This is a genomic window from Streptomyces albicerus (genome assembly GCF_008905045.1).
GTDB classification, from domain to species: Bacteria; Actinomycetota; Actinomycetes; order Streptomycetales; family Streptomycetaceae; genus Streptomyces; species Streptomyces albicerus.
In genome coordinates, this window is the sequence record NZ_VWMY01000003.1 from 217,463 (window position 1) to 239,684 (window position 22,222).

The window sequence follows — 22,222 nt, forward strand, 5'->3', positions numbered from 1 at the left end:
ACACACCATTGCAAGGTAAGGCTAACCTTATTTAACATCAGTGGCGCCTAGGGGAAGGAAAGTTGCGGTGAACGCACTGCACGACGAACCGGACGCCGTCCTTGATGTGCTCGGCATAGGATTCGGGCCGTCAAATCTCGCACTGGCCATCGCGGTTGAGGAACACAACGCCGGGGCCGCTCCGGAGAACCGGATCCGCGCGGAATTCCTCGAGCGCCAGCCGACGTTCGGCTGGCACCGGGGAATGCTCATCGAGGACGCCACGATGCAGGTGTCCTTTCTCAAGGACCTGGTCACCATGCGCAATCCGACGAGCGACTTCAGCTTCCTGTGCTTCCTGCGGGAGCGGGGCAGGATGGTGGACTTCCTCAACGCGAAGACGCTGTTCCCGCTGCGGATCGAGTTCCACGAGTACTTCGAGTGGGCGGCCGCCCGCGTCGCGCACCTGGTCGACTACTCGGACGACGTCGTGTCCGTGGAACCGGTGACGGGGGCCGACGGGGAGGTCCGCTGGCTGGACGTGGTCAGCCGCGTGCCCGGGGACCCCGAGCGGACCATCACGCGACGGGCCCGGAACATCTCGGTGGCCGTCGGCCTCGAGCCGCATCTGCCGCCGGACACGGAGCTGTCGGACCGTATCTGGCACAACAGTCAACTCGTCCCGCGCGTCCGTGAGTTGAACGGTTCCGGTACGTCGGTGGGCCGCGTCCTGGTGCTCGGCGCGGGCCAGAGCGCCGCCGAAGCGGTGGACTACCTGCACCAGTCGTTCCCCGAGGCGGAGATCTGCGCGATCTTCGCCAAGTACGGGTACACGCCCGCCGACGACAGCCCGTTCGCCAACCGGATCTTCGATCCCGAGGCCGTGGACGTGTACTTCCGGTCCACACCCGAGGTCAAGCAGTCCCTGGTCGACTACCACCGCAGCACCAACTACTCGGTGGTCGACATGGATCTCATCGAGTCCCTGTACGCGACGATGTACCGCGAGAAGGTCCAGGGCCGTGAGCGGCTGCGCCTGCGCAACGTGTCCCGCATCCGGGACGTACGCAGCCTGGACGACCGCCTGGAGGTCACCGTCGAGTATCTCCCCACCGGGGAACGGGAGGTGATCTCCGCCGACCTGCTCGTCCACGCGACCGGCTACCGCCCCAGGGACCTCGACACCCTCCTGGGCAGGACCGCGAAACTCTGCCTGCGGGACGACAAGGACGCCGTGCGCGTCGGGCGCGACCATCGCGTCGAGCTCTCACCCGAGGTCACGGCGGGCATCTATCTGCAGGGCGCGACCGAGCACACGCACGGTCTCACCTCGACTCTGCTGTCCACCACGGCGGTTCGCTCCGGCGAGATCCTCGAATCCCTGCTCGCCCATCGCGCGGACGACATGACCGCGCGAACCGGCTGAGGGCTCGCGTGGCCGGGTGTGACGGCATGGCACGAATCCGCATGCCGTCCCACCGGCACCCCCCTGGCGTGGTCCGGTCCGGCACCCACACCACGGACGACCAGACCGCCGCACACCATCGCAGCCCTGACACCACCACCCTGAGGGACCACTGATGCTCGGCTCTTCCAGAGGCGCACGCCTCGTCGCGGCGCTCGCCTCCGCACTCCTCCTCTTCACCACCGCCGCGGCCTGCGGCTCCGAGGACGACTCCGAGGCAGGCTCGGACAAGTCCGCCGCCGCGAACGGCGCCTTCCCGGTGACCATCGCCCACAAGTACGGCAACACCACCGTCAAGTCCGAGCCGAAGCGGATCGTCACGGTCGGGCTGACCGACCAGGACGCCGTACTCGCCCTGGGCAAGGTGCCCGTCGGCACCACCGAGTGGCTCGGCGGCTACCAGGGCGCCATCGGCCCCTGGGCCGCCGACAAGCTCGGCAGCGCGAAGGCCCCGACCGTCCTCAAGGACACCGGCACGGGACCGCAGACGGAGAAGATCGCCGCGCTCAGGCCGGACCTGATCCTCGCGGTCTACGGCGGCCTGACGAAGGATCAGTACACGACCCTGTCGAAGTTCGCGCCGGTGGTGGCCCAGCCGAAGGAATACAACGACTTCGGGGTCCCCTGGCAGCGGCAGACCGAGATCATCGGCACGGCGCTGGGCCAGGAGACCGAGGCGAAGGACCTGGTGAAGGGCGTCGAGGCCGACTTCGCGACCGCGGCCGAGGACAACCCGAAGTTCGCCGGGGCCGACGCCGTGATGGCGACCCCATACGAGGGCATCTTCGTCTTCGGCAGCCAGGATCCGCGCTCGCGCGTCCTGACCGACCTCGGCTTCGAGCTGCCGACGGACCTGGACAAGGTCATCGGTGACGAGTTCGGCGCCAACATCAGCAAGGAGCGCACCGACCTGCTGAACACCGACGCGATCGTGTGGATCGTCTCGGATCCGGCCAAGGACGAGGCCAAGCTCCACAAGAACGCCCTCTACAACGACCTGGACGTGGCGAAGCAGGCGCGTGAGGTCTTCGTCAAGGAGTCGAGCGACTACGGCAACTCTGTCTCGTTCGTGTCGGTCCTGAGCCTGCCGTACATGCTCGACCGCCTGGTCCCGCAGCTGGCCGCGGCCGTCGACGGCGACACGGCGACGAAGGTGGCGCAGCCGGCGTCCTGAGGCCGTCCCCCACGGATACGCAGCGGATACTCGGAGGGCCGGACACACCGGATGGCCGGTGCACCGGCCATCCGGTGTGTCCGGCGACACGCGCGCGGCACGAGACCCTGAAAGTATGATCAACCAATGTCTGACATGACCGAAACCACGCCCGGCTGGCTGACTCACGACGAGCTCGAGCAGGCACGCGCCCGCATGCCGATCCTGTATGTCGAGGCCGTTCCGGTGCGCGTCGACGACAACGGCGAAGTCACCAGCATCGGACTGCTGCTCCGCATCGGCCCCGACGGGACGGTCAGCCGCGCGCTCGTCTCCGGCCGGGTGCTGCACCACGAACGGGTGCGGGACGCCCTCCTGCGCCACCTGGAGAAGGACCTCGGCGCGGTCGCCCTGCCCCGGGTCCCGGCCTCGCTGCAGCCCTTCACCGTCGCCGAGTACTTCCCGACGCTCGGGGTCACACCGTTCCACGACCCCCGCCAGCACGCGGTGTCCCTCGCCTACATCGTCCCGGTGGCCGGCGACTGCCGCCCCCGCCAGGACGCCCTCGACCTGGTCTGGTTCAGCCCCGAGGAGGCCTCGTCCCCCATGGTGCTGGGCGAGATGCCGGGCGGCCACGGAGCCCTCCTCAAGCAGGCCCTCGCCCATGTGGGCTGCCTGTCCTGACGGACTGGAATGGGCAGTGGGCGCCGAGCGTGTCGACCGAGATCGCACGCTCCAGGTCGTACGTGACCTCGCGGTGCGTCAGGCGGCGGCGCTCAGGGCGGCGGTCTTGCCCTTGCTGACCGCGTCCTCGTGGGCCCTGACCTTGGAGGCCTCGGCGAGCGGGATCAGCTCGGCCATGGCCGGGTTGGAGTGCGCCAGAGTGAGCTCGGGAACGATGAAGTCGACCTCCATGCCCAGCATGTCGCCGAGGATCGCCTGCAAGAAGTTCTGCACGTACTCGTAACCCTCGCGCGGAGTGCCGGGGGCGTAGGAACCGCCGCGGCTGGCCACGACGTACACCGGGACGCCCTTGGTCGAGGAGTCCTCGGCGGCTGCGGTGCGGCCCATGAGGACCACCTGGTCGAGCCACGTCTTCAGCGTGGAGGGAACCGTGAAGTTGTACATCGGGGCGCCGATCAGGACGGCGTCCGCGTTCTCCAGTTCCTCGATCAGCTTCAGCCGCGCGGCGAAGGCCGCCGCCTGCTCCGGGGTGTGGTCGGCGGGATCGGCGAAACCGGCGGAGGCGGTGAGGGCGTCCAGGTGCGGCACCGGGTCGGCGTCAAGGTCCCGGTAGATCACGGTGCCGTCGGGGTGCTGCTCCTCCCATGCCGTGCGGAAGGCGGCCGTGACCGAACGGGAGGCGGAAGCGGACTCGGGCCACAGGGACGAGTCCAGGTGCAGCAGTGTTGCCATGAGGGATCTCCAAAAGGACGAATGCGAAGCAAGCGACACGAAGAGCTGGCCGCTTTTCCGTTCGTTCCTATTGATAGCACAGGTACTTACTTTTTTTTAGCTACGACAGGGGTCGCAGTACACTGAGGTCATGAAGGAACCGGTCGCAGAGCCCTGTAAGACGGTCGACGGCACCATCACGCGTGTCTTCGGGCTGCTCGGAAAGCGCTGGACCGGCCCCATCGTGTCCGTGCTGATGGAGCGCCCGGTGCACTTCACCGAGCTGCGCCGGGCCATCCCGGGCATCAGTGAACGCATGCTCTCGGACCGGCTGACCGAGCTGGGCGCGGCAGGACTCGTCCTGCGCGAGGTGGACGAGGGGCCGCCGCTGCGGGTCTCGTACCGGTTGACGGAGGCCGGCGCTGCCCTCGAACCGGCTCTGAAGGAACTGGCCACCTGGGCGGAGAAGAATCTCCCGGAGGCGGGGCACGGCATGGAGTCGTGCACCGCTTGAGCGACCGCCACACGCGCGAAGCAGAACCGGCGACTACCGCACCCACGAGGTGGGAACTCCCGCACCCACGAGCTTGAGACGTGCCCTCCCCCATGGGCTCAGCTCGGGGAGTGATCCGGCCGACGGACATCGAGCGGGAGAACTCCGGCGCCCCTAGGCTGGCTTCGCACTCGACACACCGCCGTTCCGGCGGAAGGACGATCGGGGAGGATCTCATGACGCCGGCGGTGGACCCGGATCGCTCGGAGTGGGACGTGATCGTCCTCGGCGGCGCGGCCGCGGGTGAGAACGCCGCTCAGTACGCGAGCCAGTACTCCGGCCTGTCCGCGGTGCTCGTGGAGAGCAGCCTGCTCGGCGGCGAGTGCTCGTACTGGGCGTGCATGCCCAGCAAGGCACTGCTGCGGCCCGTGGAGGTGGTGGACGCCGCCGCCCACCTGTCCGGAGTATCGGCACAGCTGGACCCCGCCGGGGCACTCGACCGGCGCGACCGTGTGATCAACGGCTTGGACGACAGTTCCCAGGTGGCCTGGGCGCTGGACACCGGGATCGACGTGGTACGCGGCTATGGGCGGCTGGCCGGTGAACGCACCGTCGCGGTGAGCCGGCCGGACGGTTCGACCAGGACGCTGACGGCCAGGCATGCCGTTGTCATCGACACCGGTTCCTGTCCGGCCGTACCGGACGTTCCGGGACTGCGCGCCGCACTGCCGTGGACCTCACGCGATGTGACCACGATGCGCGAAGTGCCGCGTCGGGTGGTCATTCTGGGCGGCGGCGTGGTCGCCTGCGAGGCGGCCACCTGGCTGCACGGGCTGGGCGTCGCCGAGGTGACGGTCGTCCATCGTGGCGAGCAACTGCTGGCCCGGCAGGAGCCGTTCGCGGGTGAGCTCGTCGGTGAGGAGTTGCGGGACGGTGGCGTGCGGCTGTGCCTCGGACGCCGCATGTCCCAGGTGAAGCGGTCCGACGCCCGTGACACGGGCCAGGGCCTGGTACACGGCGGCGAGGTGAGCGTGACACTCGATGACGGCACGGTCATCGTGGCCGACGAGGTCGTCGTGGCCGCCGGGCGCACCCCGAACACCGAGGACATCGGCTTGGAGACCGTCGGCCTCTCCCCCGGCGGGTACCTCGACGTCGATGACCACCAGGGTGTGGAGGGGGTGGCCGGCAGCTGGCTCTACGCCATCGGCGACGTGTGCGGTCGGGCACTCCTCACCCACATGGGCAAGTACCAGGCCCGTATCGCCGGAGAGGTCATCGCGGCACGAGCCGACGGCTCCGCCGACCTGCCGTCCGCCGCGGCCGGACACCTCGGGCTGCCACAGGTCACCTTCACCAACCCCGAGGTCGGCAGCGCCGGCAGGACCGAGCAGCAGGCGCGCGACGCGGGTATCGATGTCGAGGTCGTCGAGTACGACCTGGGCGCGCTCGCCGGAACCTATGTGATGCGTGCGGACTATCGCGGCCGGGCCAAACTCGTCATCGACCGCACCGATGACGTGGTCGTGGGGGCGACGTTCGTCGGCGCCGGCATCGCCGAACTCGTGCACTCGGCGACCACGGCGATCGTGGGGCGCGTCCCCCTGTCGACTCTGTGGCACGTCGTGCCCAGCTATCCCACAGCCAGCGAGATCTGGCTACGCCTCCTGGAGACACTCCGCTCACAGCGCCACGCGGCACACGGGAAGTGAGACGCCTCGGACTCGAACGGCCGAGAGCGTGCGTCGTCGGAGAGTGAGGAGAGTGAGCGGCGTGGCCTTGATCCCGTTCCTACTCCGGGGTCCCGCCGTCCTTCTGCGGAGTCCCGCCGCGCGCCGCGCTGGTCAGGCCGGCATCGCTTCGCGGACCTTGGCGGTGTCCACGAACTGTTCGAAGCGGACGATCAGGCCGCCGCGGACGACGAAGTGGTGGGCGACACGGACGTTGATGTCCTTGCCGGTGGCCTTGTTGGTGGCGGTGTAGCGGGCCAGGACCACGACGTTCTCGCCGTCGACGACGTAGGTGTCGTCGTGGGCGGTCCAGTCGTCCCACTCCTTGCCCAGCTGCTCCATCACGTTGGCGGTGACGCCGTCCGGGGTGCGGTAGGTGCCGGCCAGGGGGAAGCCGGCCATCTCGGTCCATTCCACGTCGTCGGCCAGGGTGGCCCGCAGGGCTTCGAGGTCTCCGTGAGCGGAGGCGAGGTACTGGCGCCGCACCACGTCGGCGGGGGCGGTGGAGGTGTGGAAGCCGGTCGTCTCGTTCATGGGGAGGGCGGCCTTTCTGGTGAGCCGGGGTGCCGGGGCACGCAAAAAACAGCGAGAGAGCGCAGGTAGTACGGGCGAGGGCTCGGTGACGTGTCGCGATCCGGTGCCGGGCGATCGGGGGGATGCCCGGCACCGGACCACGAAAGGGTGTGTCAGCCCCAGCTCATCTCGCCCTTGGCGACCTTGGCACCGATCTGTGCGGCGATGAGCATGCCGGCGTCCGGGTAGCGGGCGACCAGCGCGCCGGTGAGGGCCTCACCGGTGTCGGCCTTGGCGGCTTCGGCCTCGAACGCGGTGAGGTAGTCGCGGGTGTAGACGATCGGGCTCGCGTCCAGGGTGTCGGTGGGCAGCCGGTGGCCGGGGACGGCGAACGCGGGGTCCAGGGCCGTCATCTCGTCGAGCAGCTCGATCCACACGGCGCGGTCCTCGGGCTTGGGCGTGTCGGCGACCCAGACGTGCTCGTTCTGGAAGAGCAGTACGCCGCCGACGATCGCCCGATGCTCGGCCTGCCACAGGTAGTGCCGGTCGGACAGGCCGGGGCGGCCGCCCTTGAGCTGGAACACGTGGCCCTCGAAGGTGATGTCGCCGGCCAGTTCGGCGAGCTCGACCAGGCGGGTGGGGCGGTTGACGCCGACCGGCTCCCACGCCTTGAGCTTGCCCTCGTACGCGGCCTGGATGTGCTCGATCACCAGCGGAGTGGCGACCAGCTCGGCCTCGGGGAAGGCGTCCGCGATCACCTCGGCGCCCCAGTAGAAGTCGGGGTCGGCGTGGCTGATGAAGACCTTGGTCAGTGTCTTGCCGGAGTCGAGGATCTCGGCGACCAGGCGGTGCCCGTCGGCACGCGTGAACCCGGCATCGATCAGGAACGCCTGCTCCTCGCCCGTGATCAGGGTGGCGGTCTTGTTCTTGGAGCCGACGGGGAAGTCCAGGTCGATGACCTTGAAGTCGAGGGTGCTCATGGTGATTCCTTCGTGGGAGGGGAGGGTTCGAACAGGGTGTTGGTGCGAAGAGAGAAGAGGGTGTTGGTGCGAAGAGACAGGGGTCAGGGCGCGGCGGTCAGCGCGGCCAGGTGCCGGTCGATCCGGTCGGCGGTGGCATGACCGACGGCCAGGGCCGTGGTGCGGTCGTCCTGGACGGCCAGCAGGGTGGGGAAACTCTGGACGCCCAGACCGTCCGCCAGCAGGAAGTCGCCCTCCGCGGCGGCGGCCGAACCATGTGCGGTGAACGCGCCGACGACGGTGTCCGGGTCCAGGCCGGCCGCTTCGGCGACCGCGCGATACGTGGCCGGGTCGGACAGGCTCAGGCCGTCCACGTAGAACGCGTGCTGCAGCGCGGCGGCCAGCTCCACGATGTGGTCGGGCGCGGCCTGTCGCAACGCGGCCACGCCCCGGGCGGCGGCTTCGGAGTCCATCACGAACGAGCCGTCCTCGATCAGCCGCGCGTAACCGGGCCCGAACTCGACCCCGGTCAGCTCACTGATCTTGGCGTTGGCGCCCTGGACGTGTCCGAACTCCCGGACCGGCACCCGGCGCGAGCCGGTGAACAGACCGCCGGACACCACTTCCACGTGCAGGTCGGGATGCCGTCGGACGATCTCGGCCAGGGTCGGTGCGAAACCGTACGACCAGCCGCAGTAGGCGTCGAAGACGTACACGAGCTTCATGAGGGGTGTGCCTCCCGGTTGCGGAACCCGCCTTCCGCGGGCCATTCGCCTGACACAACAGTATCTGACTCGTCAGATATTTCCGCATGGATGAACGCCTCGACTGGTCGGCTCCTCAACCGAGTGGCCCGGCCACCCGGCCGTTGGCGCCCCGGCTCGGGCGGCGAGGCGGAAGACGGGGCAGGCAGGTTCAGCGCAGGCGCGGCAGGGCGTCGCGGGCCGTCAGGCTCAGCGTCCGCAGGTCGCGCGCGAAGCGCTCCCGGTGCTCCGCGGGCAGCGGGTCCAGAAGGAACCGCTGCACGTTCTCCACGTGCAGACGAGCAGCCCGCACCACGGTCTCCTCCCCGAGCGGCGTCACTCTGACCAGCCGTCCCCGGCGGTCGCCCGGATTCTCGTCGCGGGTCACCAGGCCCGCCGCCTCCATCCGGTCGATCAGCCGTGTCACACCGCCCGTGGTGAGGACCCGCTCCTGGGCGATGGCCCGCATCGACATGCCCGGCTCTCCGGCCCGGCCCAGGATCAGCAGCACCTCGAACATCAGGTGGCTGATCCCGCACTCCTCCTCTATGGCCCGGCCCAGGATGTACTCCAGCCGGTTCGCGGCCCCCTGCAACCAGCCGAACGCCAGCACCAGCCCGTCGTTGGCCGCCTGCTCCGCCGTCGTGATCTGCCCGTCCCCGGCCACCGACCCGCCTCTCTCACCTCAGTCGTGGCGCGGACGCGCCGCCGCCCATCATCCCCCGCGGGCAAGGGCAAGCCGCGTTGGTCCTCCGCTCGACAGGGACCGCCGCGACCGCCAGGCCGTGCCGTGCCCGCCGAGCTCGCGCGAACGACCGTGGCTGACGTCCGCGCCTAGGCCGAGGCCGAAGCAGGACTTGGTCAGGCGTCGATCCCGCCCCGCTTGACGAGCTGGCTCACGATCACGTTGCGCTGGATCTCGTTGGTGCCCTCGCCGACGATCATCAGCGGTGCGTCGCGGAAGTACCGCTCCACGTCGAACTCGGTCGAGTAGCCGTAACCCCCGTGAATGCGGACGGAGTTGAGGGCGATCTGCATGGCTGTCTCGGAGGCGAACAGCTTGGCCATGCCCGCCTCCATGTCCACGCGTCGGCCCGCCTCGGCCTCCCGGGCCGCGTAGAGGGTGAGCTGGCGCGCCGCCGTCAGTGAAGTGGCCATGTCTGCGAGGTAGTTGCCGATCGACTGGTGCTGCCAGATGGGCTTGCCGAACGACTCGCGTTCCTGGGCGTAGGCGAGGGCGTCCTCGAACGCCGCCCGGCCAACACCCAGGGCACGGGCGGCCACTTGGAGGCGCCCTGTCTCCAACCCCTTCATCATCTGGGCGAACCCTTCCCCCTCGACCCCGCCGAGCAGAGCATCGGCCGGCGCCCGGTGGTCCTCGAAGGACAACTCGCAGCTCTCGACGCCCTTGTAGCCGAGCTTGGGCAGATCGCGCGAGACAGTCAGGCCGGGCCCGTGTTCCACGAGCAGGATGGAGATGCCCCTGTGCGCGGGGGCGGCGTCGGGGTCGGTCTTGCACAGCAGGGCGATGAGCCGGGAGCGGCGCGAGTTGGTGATCCATGTCTTCGCCCCGTTGACCACGTAGCCGTCCGCGTCCCTGCGCGCGACAGTGCGCAGGGACTGCAGGTCCGAACCGCCCCCTGGCTCGGTCAGCGCCATGGTCGCCCGGATCTCACCGGTGGCCATCCGAGGGAGGTAGCGGCGCTTCTGCTCCTCGGTGCCGAAGTGCAGCAGCAGTTTCGCCACCACGGTGTGGCCGCCCATCGCACCGGCCAGGCTCATCCAGCCGCGCGCGAGTTCCTCCGTGACGAGCACGTAGCAGGGAACGGAGACCAGGGTGCCTCCGTACTCCTCCGGGATGGCGAGCCCGAAGATGCCGAGCCTCTTCATCTGCTCGATCAGGGACTCGGGGTAGGTGTCGGCGTGTTCGAGCTCGCGCACGACCGGCCTGACGTCCTTGTCGACGAACTCGTGCACCGTACCGACGATGAGCTGCTCGTCCTCGGACAGGATGTCGAGAGTGCTCATGCGTGCCGCTCCTTGCGGGATGGGCGAGATGGGCGGGGGCAAGACGGGCGGAACAGGCGAGACTCGGGACGGGTCTGGTCGAGCGGTTCAGATGACGCGGTCGGCCCTCAGGCCGTCGATGTCGGCCGCGCCGTGCCCCAGTTCGGCCAGGATCCGCTCGGTGTGCTCACCGGCCGAAGGGACAGGGCCCATACGCGGCGCCGTGCCGGCCAGGTCCGCCGGCGGCAGGAGCGCCGACACCACCGCGTCGCCCGGAATCCGTACGTCCCGCCAGCGGTCCCTGCCACTGAGCACGGGATGCGCGAGGAACTCCTCGATGTCGTTGACCCCGGCGTTGGCGATGCCCGCCGCGTCGAGCAGTTTCATCACGTGACGGCTGTCCAGGGAACGGAAACGCTCGGCCACGATGGCGTTGAGTTCGTCGCGGTGGGCCACACGGTCGGATCCGGTCGCGAACCGTGGATCGTCCGTCAGATCCGGGCGTCCCAGGAACTGCTCGCACAGCGCGGCCCATTCGCGTTCGTTCTGAATCGAGAACAGGACGTCATGGCCGTCGGCCGCGGTGTAGGCGCCGTACGGGGCGATGGTGGCGTGCTGGGTGCCCACCCGTGGGGGCTGGGTTCCGCCGTAGCGGGTGTAGTAGGCGGGCTGGCTCATCCACTCGGCCAGCGCCTCGAACAGCGAGACCTCCACAGCGCGCGCCACTCCCCTGGTCGCCCGTGTGAACAGTGCGGTGAGGATGCCCGAGTAGGCGTACATGCCGGCGGCGATGTCGGCGATCGACACTCCGGCCCGGGCGGATCCGTGCTCGTTCCCCGTCAGCGAGACCAGGCCGGTCTGGCACTGCACCAGCAGGTCGTACGCCTTCCGGTCGGCCCACGGGCCGGATGTGCCGTATCCGGAGATGGTGCACGGGATCAGTGCCGGATGACGCTCTCTGAGCGCCTCGGCACCGAGCCCCAGCCGGACCGCCGCGCCCGGGGCGAGGTTCTGCACGAACACGTCGGCCCCGCCCAGCAGTTGTTCCAGGATCTCCCGTCCGCGCGCCGATTTCAGGTCCAGCGTCACGGACTCCTTCGACCGGTTGAGCCACACGAAGTAGCTGGACTCGCCGTGCACCGTGGTGTCGTAACGGCGGGCGAAGTCGCCTCCTCCGGGCCGCTCCACCTTGATGACCCTGGCCCCGAGGTCGGCGAGCTGGCGGGTGGCGAAGGGGGCGGCCACCGCCTGCTCGACGCTGACGACGGTGATGCCGGAGAGCGGCAGTTCCGCGGGGGGCTCGGTCATGCGGTGACCTCCAGAAGCTTTCGTGTCCCGTACCGCGAGTACGAGTACCATCATGTTCGTTCATGACAGATTGAGTGAAATAGCGATATCTGATGGCACCATGCCCGGTGCGGATGGTGATGGAAACCCTTGGACGTCAAGCAGCTCAAAGCGCTCATCACAGTCGCCGAAGTGGGCAGTGTCACGCGCGCCGCCGAGCTGCTCCACCTGGTGCAGCCCGCCGTCACCCGGCAGATCCGCACCCTGGAGCAGGAGCTCGGTGTTCCGCTCTTCGAGCGCACCCGGCAGGGCATGCGCCCCACGGAGGCCGGGGCGATCATGGTGGACCGGGCCCGGCGTGCCCTGGGCGAACTGGAGCGGGCCCGCGCCGAGGTGCAGCCGGCGCCCGGAGTGGTGACCGGCATCGTCACGGTCGGGCTGCTGGAGAGTGCGAGCGATCTGCTGGCGGAACCACTTGTGTCGGCGGTCGCCCGCGACCACCCGGGTATCGAACTCCGGCTGATGACCGCGTACTCGGGACATCTGCAGCGGTGGCTCGACGACGGGGACCTGGATCTGACTCTCCTCTACGACCTGGACAGCACCCCGTCGCTCAACGCCCGCCCGCTGGTGCGGGAGCGCCTCTGGGCGGTCGCTCCGCCGTCGGCCGGGCTGCGGGCGGACCGGCCGGTGCCGTTCGCGGAGACAGCCGCGCGTCCTCTCGTCATGCCCACGCCGGGTCACGCGCTGCGCAGCCTGATCGACGCCGCGGCGACGCGAGCCGGAGCCGCACTGGACGTCGCCGTCCAGACCAACTCCATGCGCGTGCAGAAGCAGCTCGTGCTGGCCGGGCACGGCTGGACCGTGCTGCCCGGCGTCGGCATCGCCGAGGACGTCGCGCGGGGCACTCTGAGCGCCGCGCCGCTGTGCGAACCGGACGTGTGGCGGTCGATCGTCCTCGGCACCCCGAGATCCGGACGGACGCCGCAGGCGGTGGAGGTCGTCGCCCGGGAACTGGTACGAGGGATCAACTCGGCGATCTCCCAAGGCAGCTGGCCCTCCGCCCAGGCCCAGGGAACCGACGCCCGCGCGGCGGATGTCTGACCGAACGCGTCCCTCTCCTGAAGGACAGAAGGACGATGCAGCCCACCCCACCCCCGCCCAGCTCGTACGTGGAGTCCTGGACCCCCGGGCCGGTCTCGGACGAAGACCCTCTGCCCGCCGGCCCAGTGGCGGCCCTGTCGGCGGTCCTGAACCTGCCGGACACCGTCGCGAAGACCGGTGACCCGCTCCCCCCGCTGGGGCACTGGCTCTACTTCCTGCCCTGGCCCGCGCAACGGGAACTCGGAAACGACGGCTACCCGCTGAACGGACACTTCCTGCCGCCCGTCCCCCACCGCCAGCGCATGTGGGCCGGCGGCCGCTGCTAGATCACCGAGCCGCTCCGCCTCGGCAAACCGGCCGAACGCGTCAGCAGCCTGAGCTCGGTGACCGCCAAGCACGGCCGCACCGGGGACATGCTGTTCGTCACCGAGCGGCGGGAGTTCCGGCAGCGCGGCCGGACATGCCTGGTGGAGGAACATGACATCGTCTGCCTCGCCACCCACCGGGAGGCGCAACACGTTACCGCCGAGGTGATGTTGAGGTGACGTTCGCAGGAACCGGCCGCCGAAAGGTGAACGGACCATGAGGCGTTCCACCTTTGGGCACCATAAGAAGCACACAGAATACGCACGCGAGGGTCTACTCAGCCGGCGCCAAAAGAAGCCCCGCTCTCCTGTGTGGGCAATTTGCAGAATGCGTGCCCATATTCGGGAGGTACCGATGGGCCTGTAACGCGATGGCGGCTGCCTGACGCAGACATACACGGGCCCGCGCCACGACCCGCGGGCGTGACATGGCAGGAACTCCTGAGAGGCGAGCCCGGAACGGGTTTGCCCCTGCCTCGGCCTGCAAAGTGATGCGTCAAGATTGGATTTCAGTGAGCAATATCGACCCGATGCGCGGATCCCAGACCTATGACCAGCCCTCCGGGCACTCACACCGCGGCGAGCGGGGCCAGACCGCTGCCCGACGGACAGCCCTGGCTGTCCACACGATCGCTGACATCGCCGCCGTTTTCCTGGGCCTGTGGATCCTGCTCCACCTGCTCGGAGCCAACGAAGCCAATGTCTTCGTCGAATTCGTGCACGATACGGCCGACTGGCTGGCCTGGTGGTCACAGGATGTTTTCACAATGGACACAGAGGGCCTTCGAGTTCTCCTCAATTACGGTCTGCCGGCTCTGATTTACCTGCTGGTCGGTCATGGAATCGCCGCGCGACTCAGCCGCGCATGACCATGACCGCGTTGAGATCTCAATGAGTCCTGCCGATCTCAACGAGTCCTGCCGACCGGACGCCCGGACGGGTTCAAGTACGACACCAAGAAGGACCAGCCCTGTGACACCCAACCCAACCGGAAACGATCATCTGCCGGTCTACGAGAGCCTGGTACGCGAACGCGGTGACGTCGTGGCGGAAGCTCGCGTGGTGGCCGAACAGGCGCAGCGCCAGGCAACGCATGCACTCAGCGGGCACGACGAGGTTGCGCCGAAGCCCGATCCGCAGTGAGCCCCGAAGAACCCCCGCAGGAGCATCACACGGACTGCACACAGTCCTTCCAAAGCCTCGTTAGCGTGGCTGGCTGCTCGATCCCACGTACGAACGTGGCCGGGCCGCGACCCGGCGGGTCGACGGCATGTCAACTCAGGAAGACCTTAGATGGACTACTGCTCCTCATGTCACCGACATCTCAATGGCGCCCTGGTGTGCCCCGGGTGCGGTGCCTACGCTCCTGACATCGCTCCGGTCACCGCCGACGGCCGCACCGTCCCGACCCCGGCCACCAGGGCGACGACGGGCACAACGATTACGTGGGAGTCCACGGCCTCATCGGACACGTTGCACGGAGTCCGACTTCACGCCACGGCAGACGAGACCGCGGTGGCAGCGGACATGAGCGAAGCCCCGCAGACCGACCCGACCGGCGACCTCGCGGCCGTGCCGCCCGCGCCGCAGGGACGGGCGGCACGGCGTCGCCAGCGGGCCCGCTGGAAGAAGAACCAGCGCAAGGCCGTGGTCGCGACCGCTGTCGCACTCGTCGGAGGCGGCCTGACCGTGTCCGCGATGGACTGGCAGCCCGGCGATCGGACACAGGCGGCCACGGCTCCGGGAAGCGCCGGCACCGAGGAGGAGCAGTCGACGCAGCACACCGGCCCGACGTCGACGCAGCCCGGCACCCGCCCGTCCTCGCCCGAACCCCGAGGGCAGTCCCCCGCGCCCGACCGCTCGCGTCGCAAGCACGCCGCCACCCCGCCCCGCACCACGCCGTCACGCATTCAGCCGGACGCCGCTGCCCCGCCTCGTACGACGCCGACGCCGGACTCGCAGCCGCAGACCGCCTCCCCGACCTCCGCCGGAACCGGAACGGTCCCCGACCGCACCGATACGACGCCGGCACAGACGCCCGCGCCCACCGCCGCCGACGGCAAGGGCACAGGAACGTCCGGATCAGGAACGACTGACCCGGGAACGTCACAGCCGAACCCCGCGCCCGCCACGACTTCGCCGACGGAGATCTGCCTGCTCGTGGTGTGCCTCGGCTGACGAAGCCGAACCGTTCAGTCGGTGGGAGCGAGCGGCCTAACGCGTGGGCACCACGGCGACGGGGCAGCTCGCGTGGTGCAGTACCGCGTGCAGCACCGTGCCCAGACGCAGCCCGAACCTGCCCTCGACCGGGTGGCGCGGAAGCACCACCAGGCCGGCCCGGGTCGACGCCTCCACCAGAGCAGCGGCGGGCGAGTCGACGGTCAGCTCGGTGTCCACGTGGACGGTCGGGTACTCGGCGACGAGACGGGCGGCGCGGTTCAGGAGCTGGGCATGGACTTGCCGTTCCTCGTCGAGGTCGCTGACCCGCGGCACCATGAGGCCCATGTGCGCGAGAGGCGTCCAGGCATGGACCAGGCGCACGCCGGCCTGGCGCAGCCGGGCCTCGGCGAGGGCGAACCGTACAGCGTCCTCGTCCCGGTCGTCGCGTACGCCGACCACGATTCCGTCGTCGGCGGCTTTCCCGGTGTCCCCGCGCACCACCACGACCGGCCGGTCGGCGTAGGCGGCCACCTTCCGGCTCACCGAGCCCAGCAGCAACCCGGCGAAGCCGCCGCGCCCGCGGGTCCCGACCACGACCAGGCCGGCGTCCTCGGCCGCGTTCAGGAGCGCCTCGGCCGGATCCTCGTGGGCGAGAGCCGTATCGATCGGCACGCTGGGACGGGCGGCCCCGAGCCGCGCCCGGGCATCGTCCAGCATGCCGACGACCGCCTCGATGACCTGCTCCGTGAGGCCCACCCCTTTCTCCCCATGCGCGGCGCTCTCCCCATGCGCGGTGTCCGCGCCACGGCCGACGGCATGGACGACCTTCAACGCGCAGCCGCGCAGCTCCGCCTCGGTGGCCGCCCAGTCCGCGGCGAGCCAGGAGTACGACGTGTCGTCGATCCCGACGAGCACGGTACCGAGCCGACCGTCGCCGCCGCCGCTCATCGTGCCGCCGCTCATCGTGCCTCCCGGGCCGCTTGTGCGGAGTTCAGGCCGTCGTGACGTGCCTTCCCTGCCTCGTCACCGCGAGGCACGGACCGGACAGCGTCCCGCCCGGTCTGCCCGCGGTCTCGTACCGCATGCCTCTGCGCTCCTTCCCGAGTACCGCGCCTTCCCAAGTACCGCACCTTCCCGAGTACCGCGCCGCTGCTCGTCACGCACCGCGATCGTCAGGCACCACGACCGGCCGCGCTTTCCCCCTGGTCGACGGCGCGCTCGAGGTGTTCGCGTTCCAGGAGACCGAGAAGCCGCCCCTCCGGGTCGGTGACCGGAACGGCCTCCGTCCCGGACCGGGTCATGCGTTCCAGCAGCGGGGCGAGCGGCTCATCGGCGCGGACCGTGGTCGGCCCGGGCCGCAGGGCGTCCCCGACGGTTCCCTCGGTGCGCTCGGCCGCGTCCTCGTGGCGGAGGAGACCGACGACCACCTCGTCGTCGTCGACCACGACGCCCACCCGCCGTCCCGTCTCGTCGAGCACGGCCAGGGCGTCTTCGAGCGGCTGGCCGACGGTGCACATGGGTACGTTGCGGTCCGCCACGTCCCCGGCCAACGGCGTTGAGGCCGTCTGCCCCTCCCTCGGCAGCCCAGCGGCCAGCCAGTCCGCCTTGCCGGGAACGTAGTCGTACACCTGCCGGAAGCCGAGCTGCTCGAGCCGTGCGGCGGCCCGCGGGCTCATGTCGCACAGCTCGTCGGCGCAGTAGACGATCACGGGCCGGCCGGCATCCAGCCGCTCGGGAGCCTGCAGGTCCAGGTCGCGCAGCCCGATGCGGAGCGCGCCCGGCAGGTGGGCCTGCTCGTACGGCTCCGGTGGCAGCACCTCGACGAGCTGGGCCATGTCCTGCTCGACGAGCCGGAACACCTCCTGCCGGTCCAACAGTCGCGTCGGCATCGCTCCAGCTCCTTCCGGAGGTCTTCACTCCCGGGCCGGTGCCGGTCGGGCGCTCCTCACCTCGCACGCCGGGTACCCGGGGCTCTGGCACCCACACGGTCCCCAGAGCCCCCAGCTCCAGCACGCCCGGCCCGGGCGTTGCACCGACACCGGGCACACGGGGAGTGCGGTGCGTGCAGCCGTCGGGCGGCTTGCTGGTCAAGCGGCAGGACTTTGCCGACGCCCGCGCCCGGCCCGCACCGCGCACTCGGACGGCGGCCCGCCGGCCCCGATCTCGTTACGCGCCCGGGCGAGGAGCTCCGGCCGAAGGCCGCGCCGCCCGGGAACGGAGAGGGCGATCAGCTCGCGTCGACGGCGCACCCATACGCCGGGCCGCCCGAGATCGGCCACGGGCCCGGCGCACCTCGTCGATCAGCTGTTGCTCCCGGCAGGGGCGTACCTGTCTGCCCCTACCGGGACTGTTATCCCTTGCCTCCGATGGTGATACGGCGCCGCTTGCCGACCCCGGACTTCGGCAGCCGGACCGTCAGGATCCCGTCGGTCAGGTCCGCCTCGACCTTCTCGCCGTCCACCCCGCTCGGCAGGCTGGTGCGGTAGAAGAAGCGGCCGGCGCGGCGCGACAGCACCCGGCCCTGCTGCTCCTCAGTCAGCTCACCGGAGATCTGCAGTGGAGCGGGGCCGCTCGCGGGTCCGGAGAGGCCGGCGGGACGAGCGACTGGCGGGGTGCACTCAGGTCAGTGCCGACGCAGCCCGAAAAGGGCCTGCACGTCATCGGCGTGGATCGTGACCTCCCGGGGCGAACCGGGATCGACGGCCAGGGACACGTCATCAGCGGGCCACAGCGCGGCCAGGATCCCCAGTCGTACCCGCTGGTACGGCGGCACGTACGGCAGTGCCCGGGCCATCGCCTCCTCCGAGGTGAACACAGGGACCACGGGCCCTTCCTCCCGGTGCCGGATGACAGGTACGGGGACGGCACCCGGGCTCCCGGACCCTTCGCCCGCGGCACGGTCGCCCTCGGGCACCAGTACCTGCTCCTCAGCGAGACGGTCCACCAGCGCCCTCTCGGAGGCGCTGACGGTGCCCGCCCGAGCACGGAGAGCCACCCGGATCCTCGATGCGAGGGTGGCGGACCAAAAGTTCATGCGCAGTCCTGACTGGTCTCGTGGGGTGCCTTCACCGAGGGCCCCGCATGTGCCGCGACGGCGCCGTCGGCCGGGTCATCCGGGGCGGCGAGCGCCCTGCCGGTGCGCACCGAACCGGCCACGAACCGCTCCCCCGCCCGGGCGCCGACGAGGAACTGAGCGGGGAAGACGATGGCGGAGTTCTTCTCCTCGGCGATCTCCCCCATGGCACGGAACGCCTCGTCCGGCTTCGCGGTGTCGGTCGGCACGTCGTCGCCGAGCAGCGATCGGCCAACGACGTCAGGCACCATCGTCCGGGCGGTCTGCCCGACCCCACCGGTCACGTGCTCGATCTCCACCGGCGACTTCAGACTGGCCACAAATACCGCCTCCTCTCTTGAGGGGTCTCCAGCAAGCGCGCCGTGATGCGTCCCGCGTACGCCGTTTCCGGGGCCGGACGACGGGCACCCGGAACGCCAACCGCGCGCCCCCTGGACCCGGCGCTCGGAAGCGGGCCGACAGAGGAGGGCGCCGTGAAGCTGGACGAATTCCTGGCCCGCGTCCGCGACCGCGGGGAGTACCACAGCCCTGAGGAGGCCGAGCACGTCAGTGTGGCGGTGTTGTGGGCGCTCGCCTGCCGGATCACCCCGGAAGAGGCCGACGACCTGGCGGCCCAACTGCCGACTCCGCTGGATGAGGCACTGCACCTGGACCGGGGTCGCCCCGAGCCCTTCGGCCGCGAGGAGTTCCTCCGTCGCGTGGCCCAGCAGACCGGTGCCCGGCCCCGTACCGCGGAATGGGACGCCAGTGCCGTACTGTCCACCGTCGCCGACGCGGTGTCCGGCGGGCAGGTCAACCACTTGCTGTCCCAACTGCCTTCGCGCTACGCGGACCTCTTCGGCAGGCCGGGCCTGAGCTGACCGCTCACTGCACGCCAGGTGGCCCCCGGCCCGGCCTGCACCACGGTCGCCGCTGCGTCCGTCACCACGGTCGCCGCCCCGTCCGTCGGACGTTCCGTGCAGCGAGCGCGCAAAGGGGTACGCGGGAGCCGTTCGAGGAATCCGGCGATCGTGATCCACGCGGGAGGGCGGTGAAAGGATGGCCGGCAAGAGGAGTTCCGGCGGCACTGTGGCGCATCGGCTCATCGAGGAACACCTGCTGGAGGGGCGCATGGTCCCTGGTGAGGAGATCGGTCTGCGGATCGATCAGACCCTCACCCAGGACGCCACCGGCACGCTGGTGATGCAGGAGCTCGATGCGCTCGGCCTGGACCGGGTGCAGACCGACGTCAGTGTGCAGTACGTCGATCACAACCTGCTGCAGGCGGACGAGCGCAACGCCGAGGATCACGCCTTCCTGCGCTCGGCCGCCCGGCGCTTCGGCGTCTGGTACTCCAAGCCGGGCAACGGCGTCTCGCACCCCACCCACATGCAGCACTTCGGTCTCCCCGGCAAGAGCCTGGCCGGCTCCGACTCCCACACCTGTGCGGCAGGTTCACTCGGCATGCTGGCCATCGGCGTCGGTGGTCTGGAGGTCGCGCTGGCCATGGCCGGGCGGCCGCTGTATCTGACCATGCCCCGGATCTGGGGGATCCGGCTGACCGGCGCCCTGCCCGACTGGGTCAGCGCGAAGGACGTGATCCTGGAGCTACTGCGCCGCCACGGGGTCAAGGGCGGGGTGGGCCGCATTCTGGAATACCACGGCCCCGGACTGGCCGGGCTGACCGCGATGGACCGGCACGTCATCGCCAACATGGGTGCCGAACTCGGCGCCACCACCAGTGTCTTCCCCGCCGACGACGCGGTGCGCGCCTTCCTGCGCACCGAGAGCCGCGAGGACGACTTCCGCGAGCTCACCGCCGAGCCGGGGGCGCGCTACGACCTGGACGAGGAGATCGACCTCACGGCTGTGGAGCCGCTGATCGCCAGGCCCACCTCACCGGGCAACGTCGTCGCCGTGCGGGAGGTGGCGGGCGAACCGCTCGGACAGGCCGTGATCGGCTCCTCGGCCAACCCCGGCCTGCGTGACTTCGCCGTCGCCGCCGCCATGGTCCGCGGCCGGCAGACCGCCCCGGGTGTGAGTTTCGACGTCAACCCCACCTCCCGGGAGATCCTCCAGGACCTCACCCGCACGGGCGCCACCCTCGATCTGCTGGCCGCCGGTGCACGGCTGCACCAAGCCGGCTGCCTGGGCTGCATCGGCATGGGCCAGGCCCCGGCCTCGGGGCGCAACTCGCTCCGCACGTTCCCACGTAACTTCCCCGGCCGCTCCGGCACCGAGGACGACGCGGTCTGGCTCTGTTCCCCGGAGACCGCGACCGCCTCCGCGCTCACCGGGACCATCACCGACCCGCGCGCCTGGGCCGCCGAGCACGACGTGCCGTATCCGTCCCTGGAGCTGCCCGAGGAGGCGACGGTCAACACCGGGATGCTGGAGCCGCCGCCCGCCCCGGACGAGGCCGCCGGCATCCGCCTGGAACGCGGGCCCAACATCTCCGCCCTGCCCGACTTCGACCCGCTGCCCGACACCATCGACGCACCGGTGCTGCTCACAGCTGGCGACCACGTCTCCACCGACGAGATCTCCCCGGCCGGTGCCAGGGCCCTGCCGTACCGCTCCAACATCCCCAAACTCGCCGAGTTCACCCTCACCCGGCTCGATGCCGACTATCCCCGCCGAGCCACCGAACTCCGTGAGCACGGCGGACACCTGATCGTCGCCGGCGAGAACTGGGGCCAGGGCTCCTCCCGCGAACACGCCGCGATCACCCTGCGCCACCTGGGGCTACGTGCCGTACTCGCCCGGTCCTACGCCCGCATCCACTGGCAGAACCTCGCCAACTTCGGCGTACTCGCCCTGGAGTTCGACGACCCGGACGATCAGGCCCGTATCCAGCCGGGCGACCGGCTGCGCCTCGACGGACTGCACGAAGCGCTGGCCCCCGAAGCGCCACCGACGCTCACCGCCCGCAACACCACCCGAGAGGAGACCTACCGTCTGCACCACCACCTCTCGGACCGGCAACGCCGCGCGGTCCTCTCCGGCGGCACGATCCCCGCCCTCGCCCCGACCACGCCATAGGCGCTCACGCACGCGAGAGGAGCAGCGGCATGACAGACCGCGCAGACATCGTCACCACGCTGGCCGAACAGCACCGCGAGCTGGAGCAGGCCCTCAGGGACATCCTGACCGTGCCGGCCGACGACCCTCGGCGCAGAAGCAGACTCAAGCAGGCAGCCGTCACACTGGCGTGTCATACGGCGGAGGCGGAGCGCCACCTGCATCACCTCGTGCACCGCTATGTGCCCTACGACGCCGACAGGCTCGTTCAGCAGCAGGTCACGGACCTCCTCCGTGCCGAAGAGACCATGAAGGACCTGGAGCTCACCGACACAGACAGCGGCGAGTTCGCCCCGCTGGTCCGGCGGCTGATCGCGAGGATCCGTCGCCATGGCAAGCACAAGGAAGCGGCCCTCTTCCCGCGGCTGCGCACGGCTGCTCCGCCCGAGGCGCTGGCCTGGCTCGGAGACGCGGCCCGCCAGGTCGAGGCCGAGGCCGCCGCCCTGCGGGACGAGGTGGAGCGCTCTGCCCGCCGGGACGTGATCGACCGGATACAGGCCGCGCTCGCTCCGGAAGACGCCCGCACGACGGCGTATCAGCAGGCCGAACGGCTCGACCGGTTCCTCACCGGCGACGCGGAGCTCTCGGAAATCTGAACCTGGACATCAACCTGGACATCAGCGGGGCCGATCCCGAATGCCGAGGGAGGCACGGCAAACGCCAAGGGAGGCATGGCGTGACCGACGAACGTTCCGAGAAGTCGGGCAGGCCGATGCCGCGGACTAGGCCCCAGTCC

Annotated in this window: 26 protein-coding genes; 14 read left to right on the top strand and 12 right to left on the bottom strand. The window is 70.1% G+C overall.

The window, feature by feature from the left end:
* Positions 1 to 67: 67 nt before the first annotated feature.
* From GAS53_RS03895 to GAS53_RS03905, 3 genes are all read left to right on the top strand, one after another.
* Entirely contained in the window at positions 68 to 1,405 is a 1,338-nt protein-coding gene (locus GAS53_RS03895; RefSeq protein ID WP_151475974.1) for a lysine N(6)-hydroxylase/L-ornithine N(5)-oxygenase family protein, read from the top strand.
* Positions 1,406 to 1,559: 154 nt separating this feature from the next.
* Positions 1,560 to 2,618: an iron-siderophore ABC transporter substrate-binding protein gene (locus tag GAS53_RS03900; RefSeq protein ID WP_151475975.1), complete on the top strand. Its 1,059-nt coding sequence runs from the start codon at positions 1,560 to 1,562 to the stop codon at positions 2,616 to 2,618.
* Between the two features lie 135 nt (positions 2,619 to 2,753).
* Positions 2,754 to 3,281, top strand: coding sequence for an NUDIX hydrolase family protein (locus GAS53_RS03905; RefSeq protein ID WP_192582943.1), 528 nt, complete (start codon positions 2,754 to 2,756; stop codon positions 3,279 to 3,281).
* Between the two features lie 78 nt (positions 3,282 to 3,359).
* Here the strand turns inward: GAS53_RS03905 and GAS53_RS03910 are convergent, their stop codons facing one another.
* Positions 3,360 to 4,013, bottom strand: coding sequence for an FMN-dependent NADH-azoreductase (locus tag GAS53_RS03910; RefSeq protein ID WP_151475977.1), 654 nt, complete (start codon positions 4,011 to 4,013; stop codon positions 3,360 to 3,362).
* Positions 4,014 to 4,143: 130 nt separating this feature from the next.
* On the opposite strand from GAS53_RS03910, the gene GAS53_RS03915 reads away from it, so the two are divergent.
* Positions 4,144 to 4,506 (top strand): winged helix-turn-helix transcriptional regulator, encoded by a 363-nt coding sequence (locus tag GAS53_RS03915; RefSeq protein WP_151475978.1) that lies wholly within the window; start codon positions 4,144 to 4,146, stop codon positions 4,504 to 4,506.
* Between the two features lie 215 nt (positions 4,507 to 4,721).
* The gene (locus GAS53_RS03920) at positions 4,722 to 6,197 is read left to right on the top strand and encodes a dihydrolipoyl dehydrogenase family protein (protein ID WP_151475979.1); all 1,476 of its coding nucleotides are present in this window, start codon (positions 4,722 to 4,724) and stop codon (positions 6,195 to 6,197) included.
* 132 nt (positions 6,198 to 6,329) lie between these two features.
* On the opposite strand, the gene GAS53_RS03925 is transcribed toward GAS53_RS03920, so the two are convergent.
* The 6 genes from GAS53_RS03925 to GAS53_RS03950 form a co-directional block, all read right to left on the bottom strand.
* Positions 6,330 to 6,749, bottom strand: a complete 420-nt coding sequence (locus GAS53_RS03925; protein WP_151475980.1) for a nuclear transport factor 2 family protein — start codon at positions 6,747 to 6,749, stop codon at positions 6,330 to 6,332.
* Between the two features lie 152 nt (positions 6,750 to 6,901).
* The gene (locus GAS53_RS03930; RefSeq protein ID WP_151475981.1) at positions 6,902 to 7,708 is read right to left on the bottom strand and encodes an MBL fold metallo-hydrolase; all 807 of its coding nucleotides are present in this window, start codon (positions 7,706 to 7,708) and stop codon (positions 6,902 to 6,904) included.
* An 83-nt stretch (positions 7,709 to 7,791) separates the two neighbouring features.
* Positions 7,792 to 8,412, bottom strand: a complete 621-nt coding sequence (locus GAS53_RS03935; protein ID WP_151475982.1) for a DsbA family protein — start codon at positions 8,410 to 8,412, stop codon at positions 7,792 to 7,794.
* Between the two features lie 190 nt (positions 8,413 to 8,602).
* Entirely contained in the window at positions 8,603 to 9,097 is a 495-nt protein-coding gene (locus tag GAS53_RS03940; RefSeq protein ID WP_151475983.1) for a MarR family winged helix-turn-helix transcriptional regulator, read from the bottom strand.
* Between the two features lie 194 nt (positions 9,098 to 9,291).
* Positions 9,292 to 10,458: an acyl-CoA dehydrogenase family protein gene (locus GAS53_RS03945; RefSeq protein WP_151475984.1), complete on the bottom strand. Its 1,167-nt coding sequence runs from the start codon at positions 10,456 to 10,458 to the stop codon at positions 9,292 to 9,294.
* A gap of 87 nt (positions 10,459 to 10,545) precedes the next feature.
* The gene (locus GAS53_RS03950) at positions 10,546 to 11,745 is read right to left on the bottom strand and encodes a CaiB/BaiF CoA transferase family protein (protein ID WP_151475985.1); all 1,200 of its coding nucleotides are present in this window, start codon (positions 11,743 to 11,745) and stop codon (positions 10,546 to 10,548) included.
* A 129-nt stretch (positions 11,746 to 11,874) separates the two neighbouring features.
* Here GAS53_RS03950 and GAS53_RS03955 point away from each other — a divergent pair, with 129 nt between their 5' ends.
* From GAS53_RS03955 to GAS53_RS54970, 6 genes are all read left to right on the top strand, one after another.
* Positions 11,875 to 12,828 carry a LysR family transcriptional regulator gene (locus tag GAS53_RS03955; RefSeq protein ID WP_151475986.1) on the top strand — a complete coding sequence of 318 codons (954 nt, stop codon included), beginning with the start codon at positions 11,875 to 11,877 and terminating at the stop codon, positions 12,826 to 12,828.
* A 35-nt stretch (positions 12,829 to 12,863) separates the two neighbouring features.
* A complete protein-coding gene (locus GAS53_RS54955; protein WP_192582933.1) occupies positions 12,864 to 13,154 on the top strand; it encodes a hypothetical protein in 291 nt (96 codons plus the stop codon).
* Between the two features lie 57 nt (positions 13,155 to 13,211).
* Positions 13,212 to 13,373, top strand: coding sequence for a hypothetical protein (locus GAS53_RS54960; protein WP_192582934.1), 162 nt, complete (start codon positions 13,212 to 13,214; stop codon positions 13,371 to 13,373).
* A gap of 332 nt (positions 13,374 to 13,705) precedes the next feature.
* Positions 13,706 to 14,062: a hypothetical protein gene (locus GAS53_RS03965; RefSeq protein ID WP_151475987.1), complete on the top strand. Its 357-nt coding sequence runs from the start codon at positions 13,706 to 13,708 to the stop codon at positions 14,060 to 14,062.
* A gap of 103 nt (positions 14,063 to 14,165) precedes the next feature.
* Complete coding sequence (locus tag GAS53_RS54965) at positions 14,166 to 14,336, top strand: hypothetical protein (protein ID WP_192582935.1); 171 nt, start codon at positions 14,166 to 14,168, stop codon at positions 14,334 to 14,336.
* A gap of 150 nt (positions 14,337 to 14,486) precedes the next feature.
* Positions 14,487 to 15,371, top strand: coding sequence for an SCO2400 family protein (locus GAS53_RS54970; RefSeq protein ID WP_450164051.1), 885 nt, complete (start codon positions 14,487 to 14,489; stop codon positions 15,369 to 15,371).
* Positions 15,372 to 15,407: 36 nt separating this feature from the next.
* Here GAS53_RS54970 and GAS53_RS03975 read toward each other — a convergent pair whose 3' ends face one another.
* The 5 genes from GAS53_RS03975 to GAS53_RS03995 form a co-directional block, all read right to left on the bottom strand.
* A complete protein-coding gene (locus tag GAS53_RS03975; RefSeq protein ID WP_225858700.1) occupies positions 15,408 to 16,316 on the bottom strand; it encodes a universal stress protein in 909 nt (302 codons plus the stop codon).
* Positions 16,317 to 16,525: 209 nt separating this feature from the next.
* Positions 16,526 to 17,242, bottom strand: coding sequence for a CBS domain-containing protein (locus tag GAS53_RS03980; RefSeq protein ID WP_151475989.1), 717 nt, complete (start codon positions 17,240 to 17,242; stop codon positions 16,526 to 16,528).
* Positions 17,243 to 17,703: 461 nt separating this feature from the next.
* Entirely contained in the window at positions 17,704 to 17,910 is a 207-nt protein-coding gene (locus GAS53_RS03985) for an Hsp20/alpha crystallin family protein (RefSeq protein ID WP_151475990.1), read from the bottom strand.
* A 66-nt stretch (positions 17,911 to 17,976) separates the two neighbouring features.
* Positions 17,977 to 18,387, bottom strand: a complete 411-nt coding sequence (locus GAS53_RS03990; RefSeq protein ID WP_151475991.1) for an SseB family protein — start codon at positions 18,385 to 18,387, stop codon at positions 17,977 to 17,979.
* Positions 18,384 to 18,746 carry a hypothetical protein gene (locus GAS53_RS03995; RefSeq protein WP_151475992.1) on the bottom strand — a complete coding sequence of 121 codons (363 nt, stop codon included), beginning with the start codon at positions 18,744 to 18,746 and terminating at the stop codon, positions 18,384 to 18,386. Before GAS53_RS03995 ends, GAS53_RS03990 begins: the two co-directional genes overlap by 4 nt.
* Before the next feature lie 153 nt (positions 18,747 to 18,899).
* Here GAS53_RS03995 and GAS53_RS04000 point away from each other — a divergent pair, with 153 nt between their 5' ends.
* From GAS53_RS04000 to GAS53_RS04010, 3 genes are all read left to right on the top strand, one after another.
* The gene (locus GAS53_RS04000; protein ID WP_151475993.1) at positions 18,900 to 19,286 is read left to right on the top strand and encodes a DUF2267 domain-containing protein; all 387 of its coding nucleotides are present in this window, start codon (positions 18,900 to 18,902) and stop codon (positions 19,284 to 19,286) included.
* A gap of 178 nt (positions 19,287 to 19,464) precedes the next feature.
* Complete coding sequence (locus tag GAS53_RS04005) at positions 19,465 to 21,447, top strand: aconitate hydratase (RefSeq protein ID WP_151475994.1); 1,983 nt, start codon at positions 19,465 to 19,467, stop codon at positions 21,445 to 21,447.
* A gap of 29 nt (positions 21,448 to 21,476) precedes the next feature.
* Entirely contained in the window at positions 21,477 to 22,082 is a 606-nt protein-coding gene (locus tag GAS53_RS04010) for a hemerythrin domain-containing protein (RefSeq protein WP_151475995.1), read from the top strand.
* Positions 22,083 to 22,222: the final 140 nt, after the last annotated feature.

Coding starts and splice junctions, on each gene's coding strand:
- GAS53_RS03910 (WP_151475977.1), bottom strand. CDS start 4,013: ATGGCAACACTGCTGCACCTGGACTCGTCCCTGTGGCCCGAGTCCGCT.
- GAS53_RS03900 (WP_151475975.1), top strand. CDS start 1,560: ATGCTCGGCTCTTCCAGAGGCGCACGCCTCGTCGCGGCGCTCGCCTCC.
- GAS53_RS03950 (WP_151475985.1), bottom strand. CDS start 11,745: ATGACCGAGCCCCCCGCGGAACTGCCGCTCTCCGGCATCACCGTCGTC.
- GAS53_RS03945 (WP_151475984.1), bottom strand. CDS start 10,458: ATGAGCACTCTCGACATCCTGTCCGAGGACGAGCAGCTCATCGTCGGT.
- GAS53_RS03930 (WP_151475981.1), bottom strand. CDS start 7,708: ATGAGCACCCTCGACTTCAAGGTCATCGACCTGGACTTCCCCGTCGGC.
- GAS53_RS54955 (WP_192582933.1), top strand. CDS start 12,864: ATGCAGCCCACCCCACCCCCGCCCAGCTCGTACGTGGAGTCCTGGACC.
- GAS53_RS03975 (WP_225858700.1), bottom strand. CDS start 16,316: ATGAGCGGCGGCACGATGAGCGGCGGCGGCGACGGTCGGCTCGGTACC.
- GAS53_RS54970 (WP_450164051.1), top strand. CDS start 14,487: ATGGACTACTGCTCCTCATGTCACCGACATCTCAATGGCGCCCTGGTG.
- GAS53_RS03990 (WP_151475991.1), bottom strand. CDS start 18,387: ATGAACTTTTGGTCCGCCACCCTCGCATCGAGGATCCGGGTGGCTCTC.
- GAS53_RS03905 (WP_192582943.1), top strand. CDS start 2,754: ATGACCGAAACCACGCCCGGCTGGCTGACTCACGACGAGCTCGAGCAG.
- GAS53_RS03935 (WP_151475982.1), bottom strand. CDS start 8,412: ATGAAGCTCGTGTACGTCTTCGACGCCTACTGCGGCTGGTCGTACGGT.
- GAS53_RS04005 (WP_151475994.1), top strand. CDS start 19,465: ATGGCCGGCAAGAGGAGTTCCGGCGGCACTGTGGCGCATCGGCTCATC.
- GAS53_RS03925 (WP_151475980.1), bottom strand. CDS start 6,749: ATGAACGAGACGACCGGCTTCCACACCTCCACCGCCCCCGCCGACGTG.
- GAS53_RS03980 (WP_151475989.1), bottom strand. CDS start 17,242: ATGCCGACGCGACTGTTGGACCGGCAGGAGGTGTTCCGGCTCGTCGAG.
- GAS53_RS03915 (WP_151475978.1), top strand. CDS start 4,144: ATGAAGGAACCGGTCGCAGAGCCCTGTAAGACGGTCGACGGCACCATC.
- GAS53_RS04010 (WP_151475995.1), top strand. CDS start 21,477: ATGACAGACCGCGCAGACATCGTCACCACGCTGGCCGAACAGCACCGC.
- GAS53_RS03920 (WP_151475979.1), top strand. CDS start 4,722: ATGACGCCGGCGGTGGACCCGGATCGCTCGGAGTGGGACGTGATCGTC.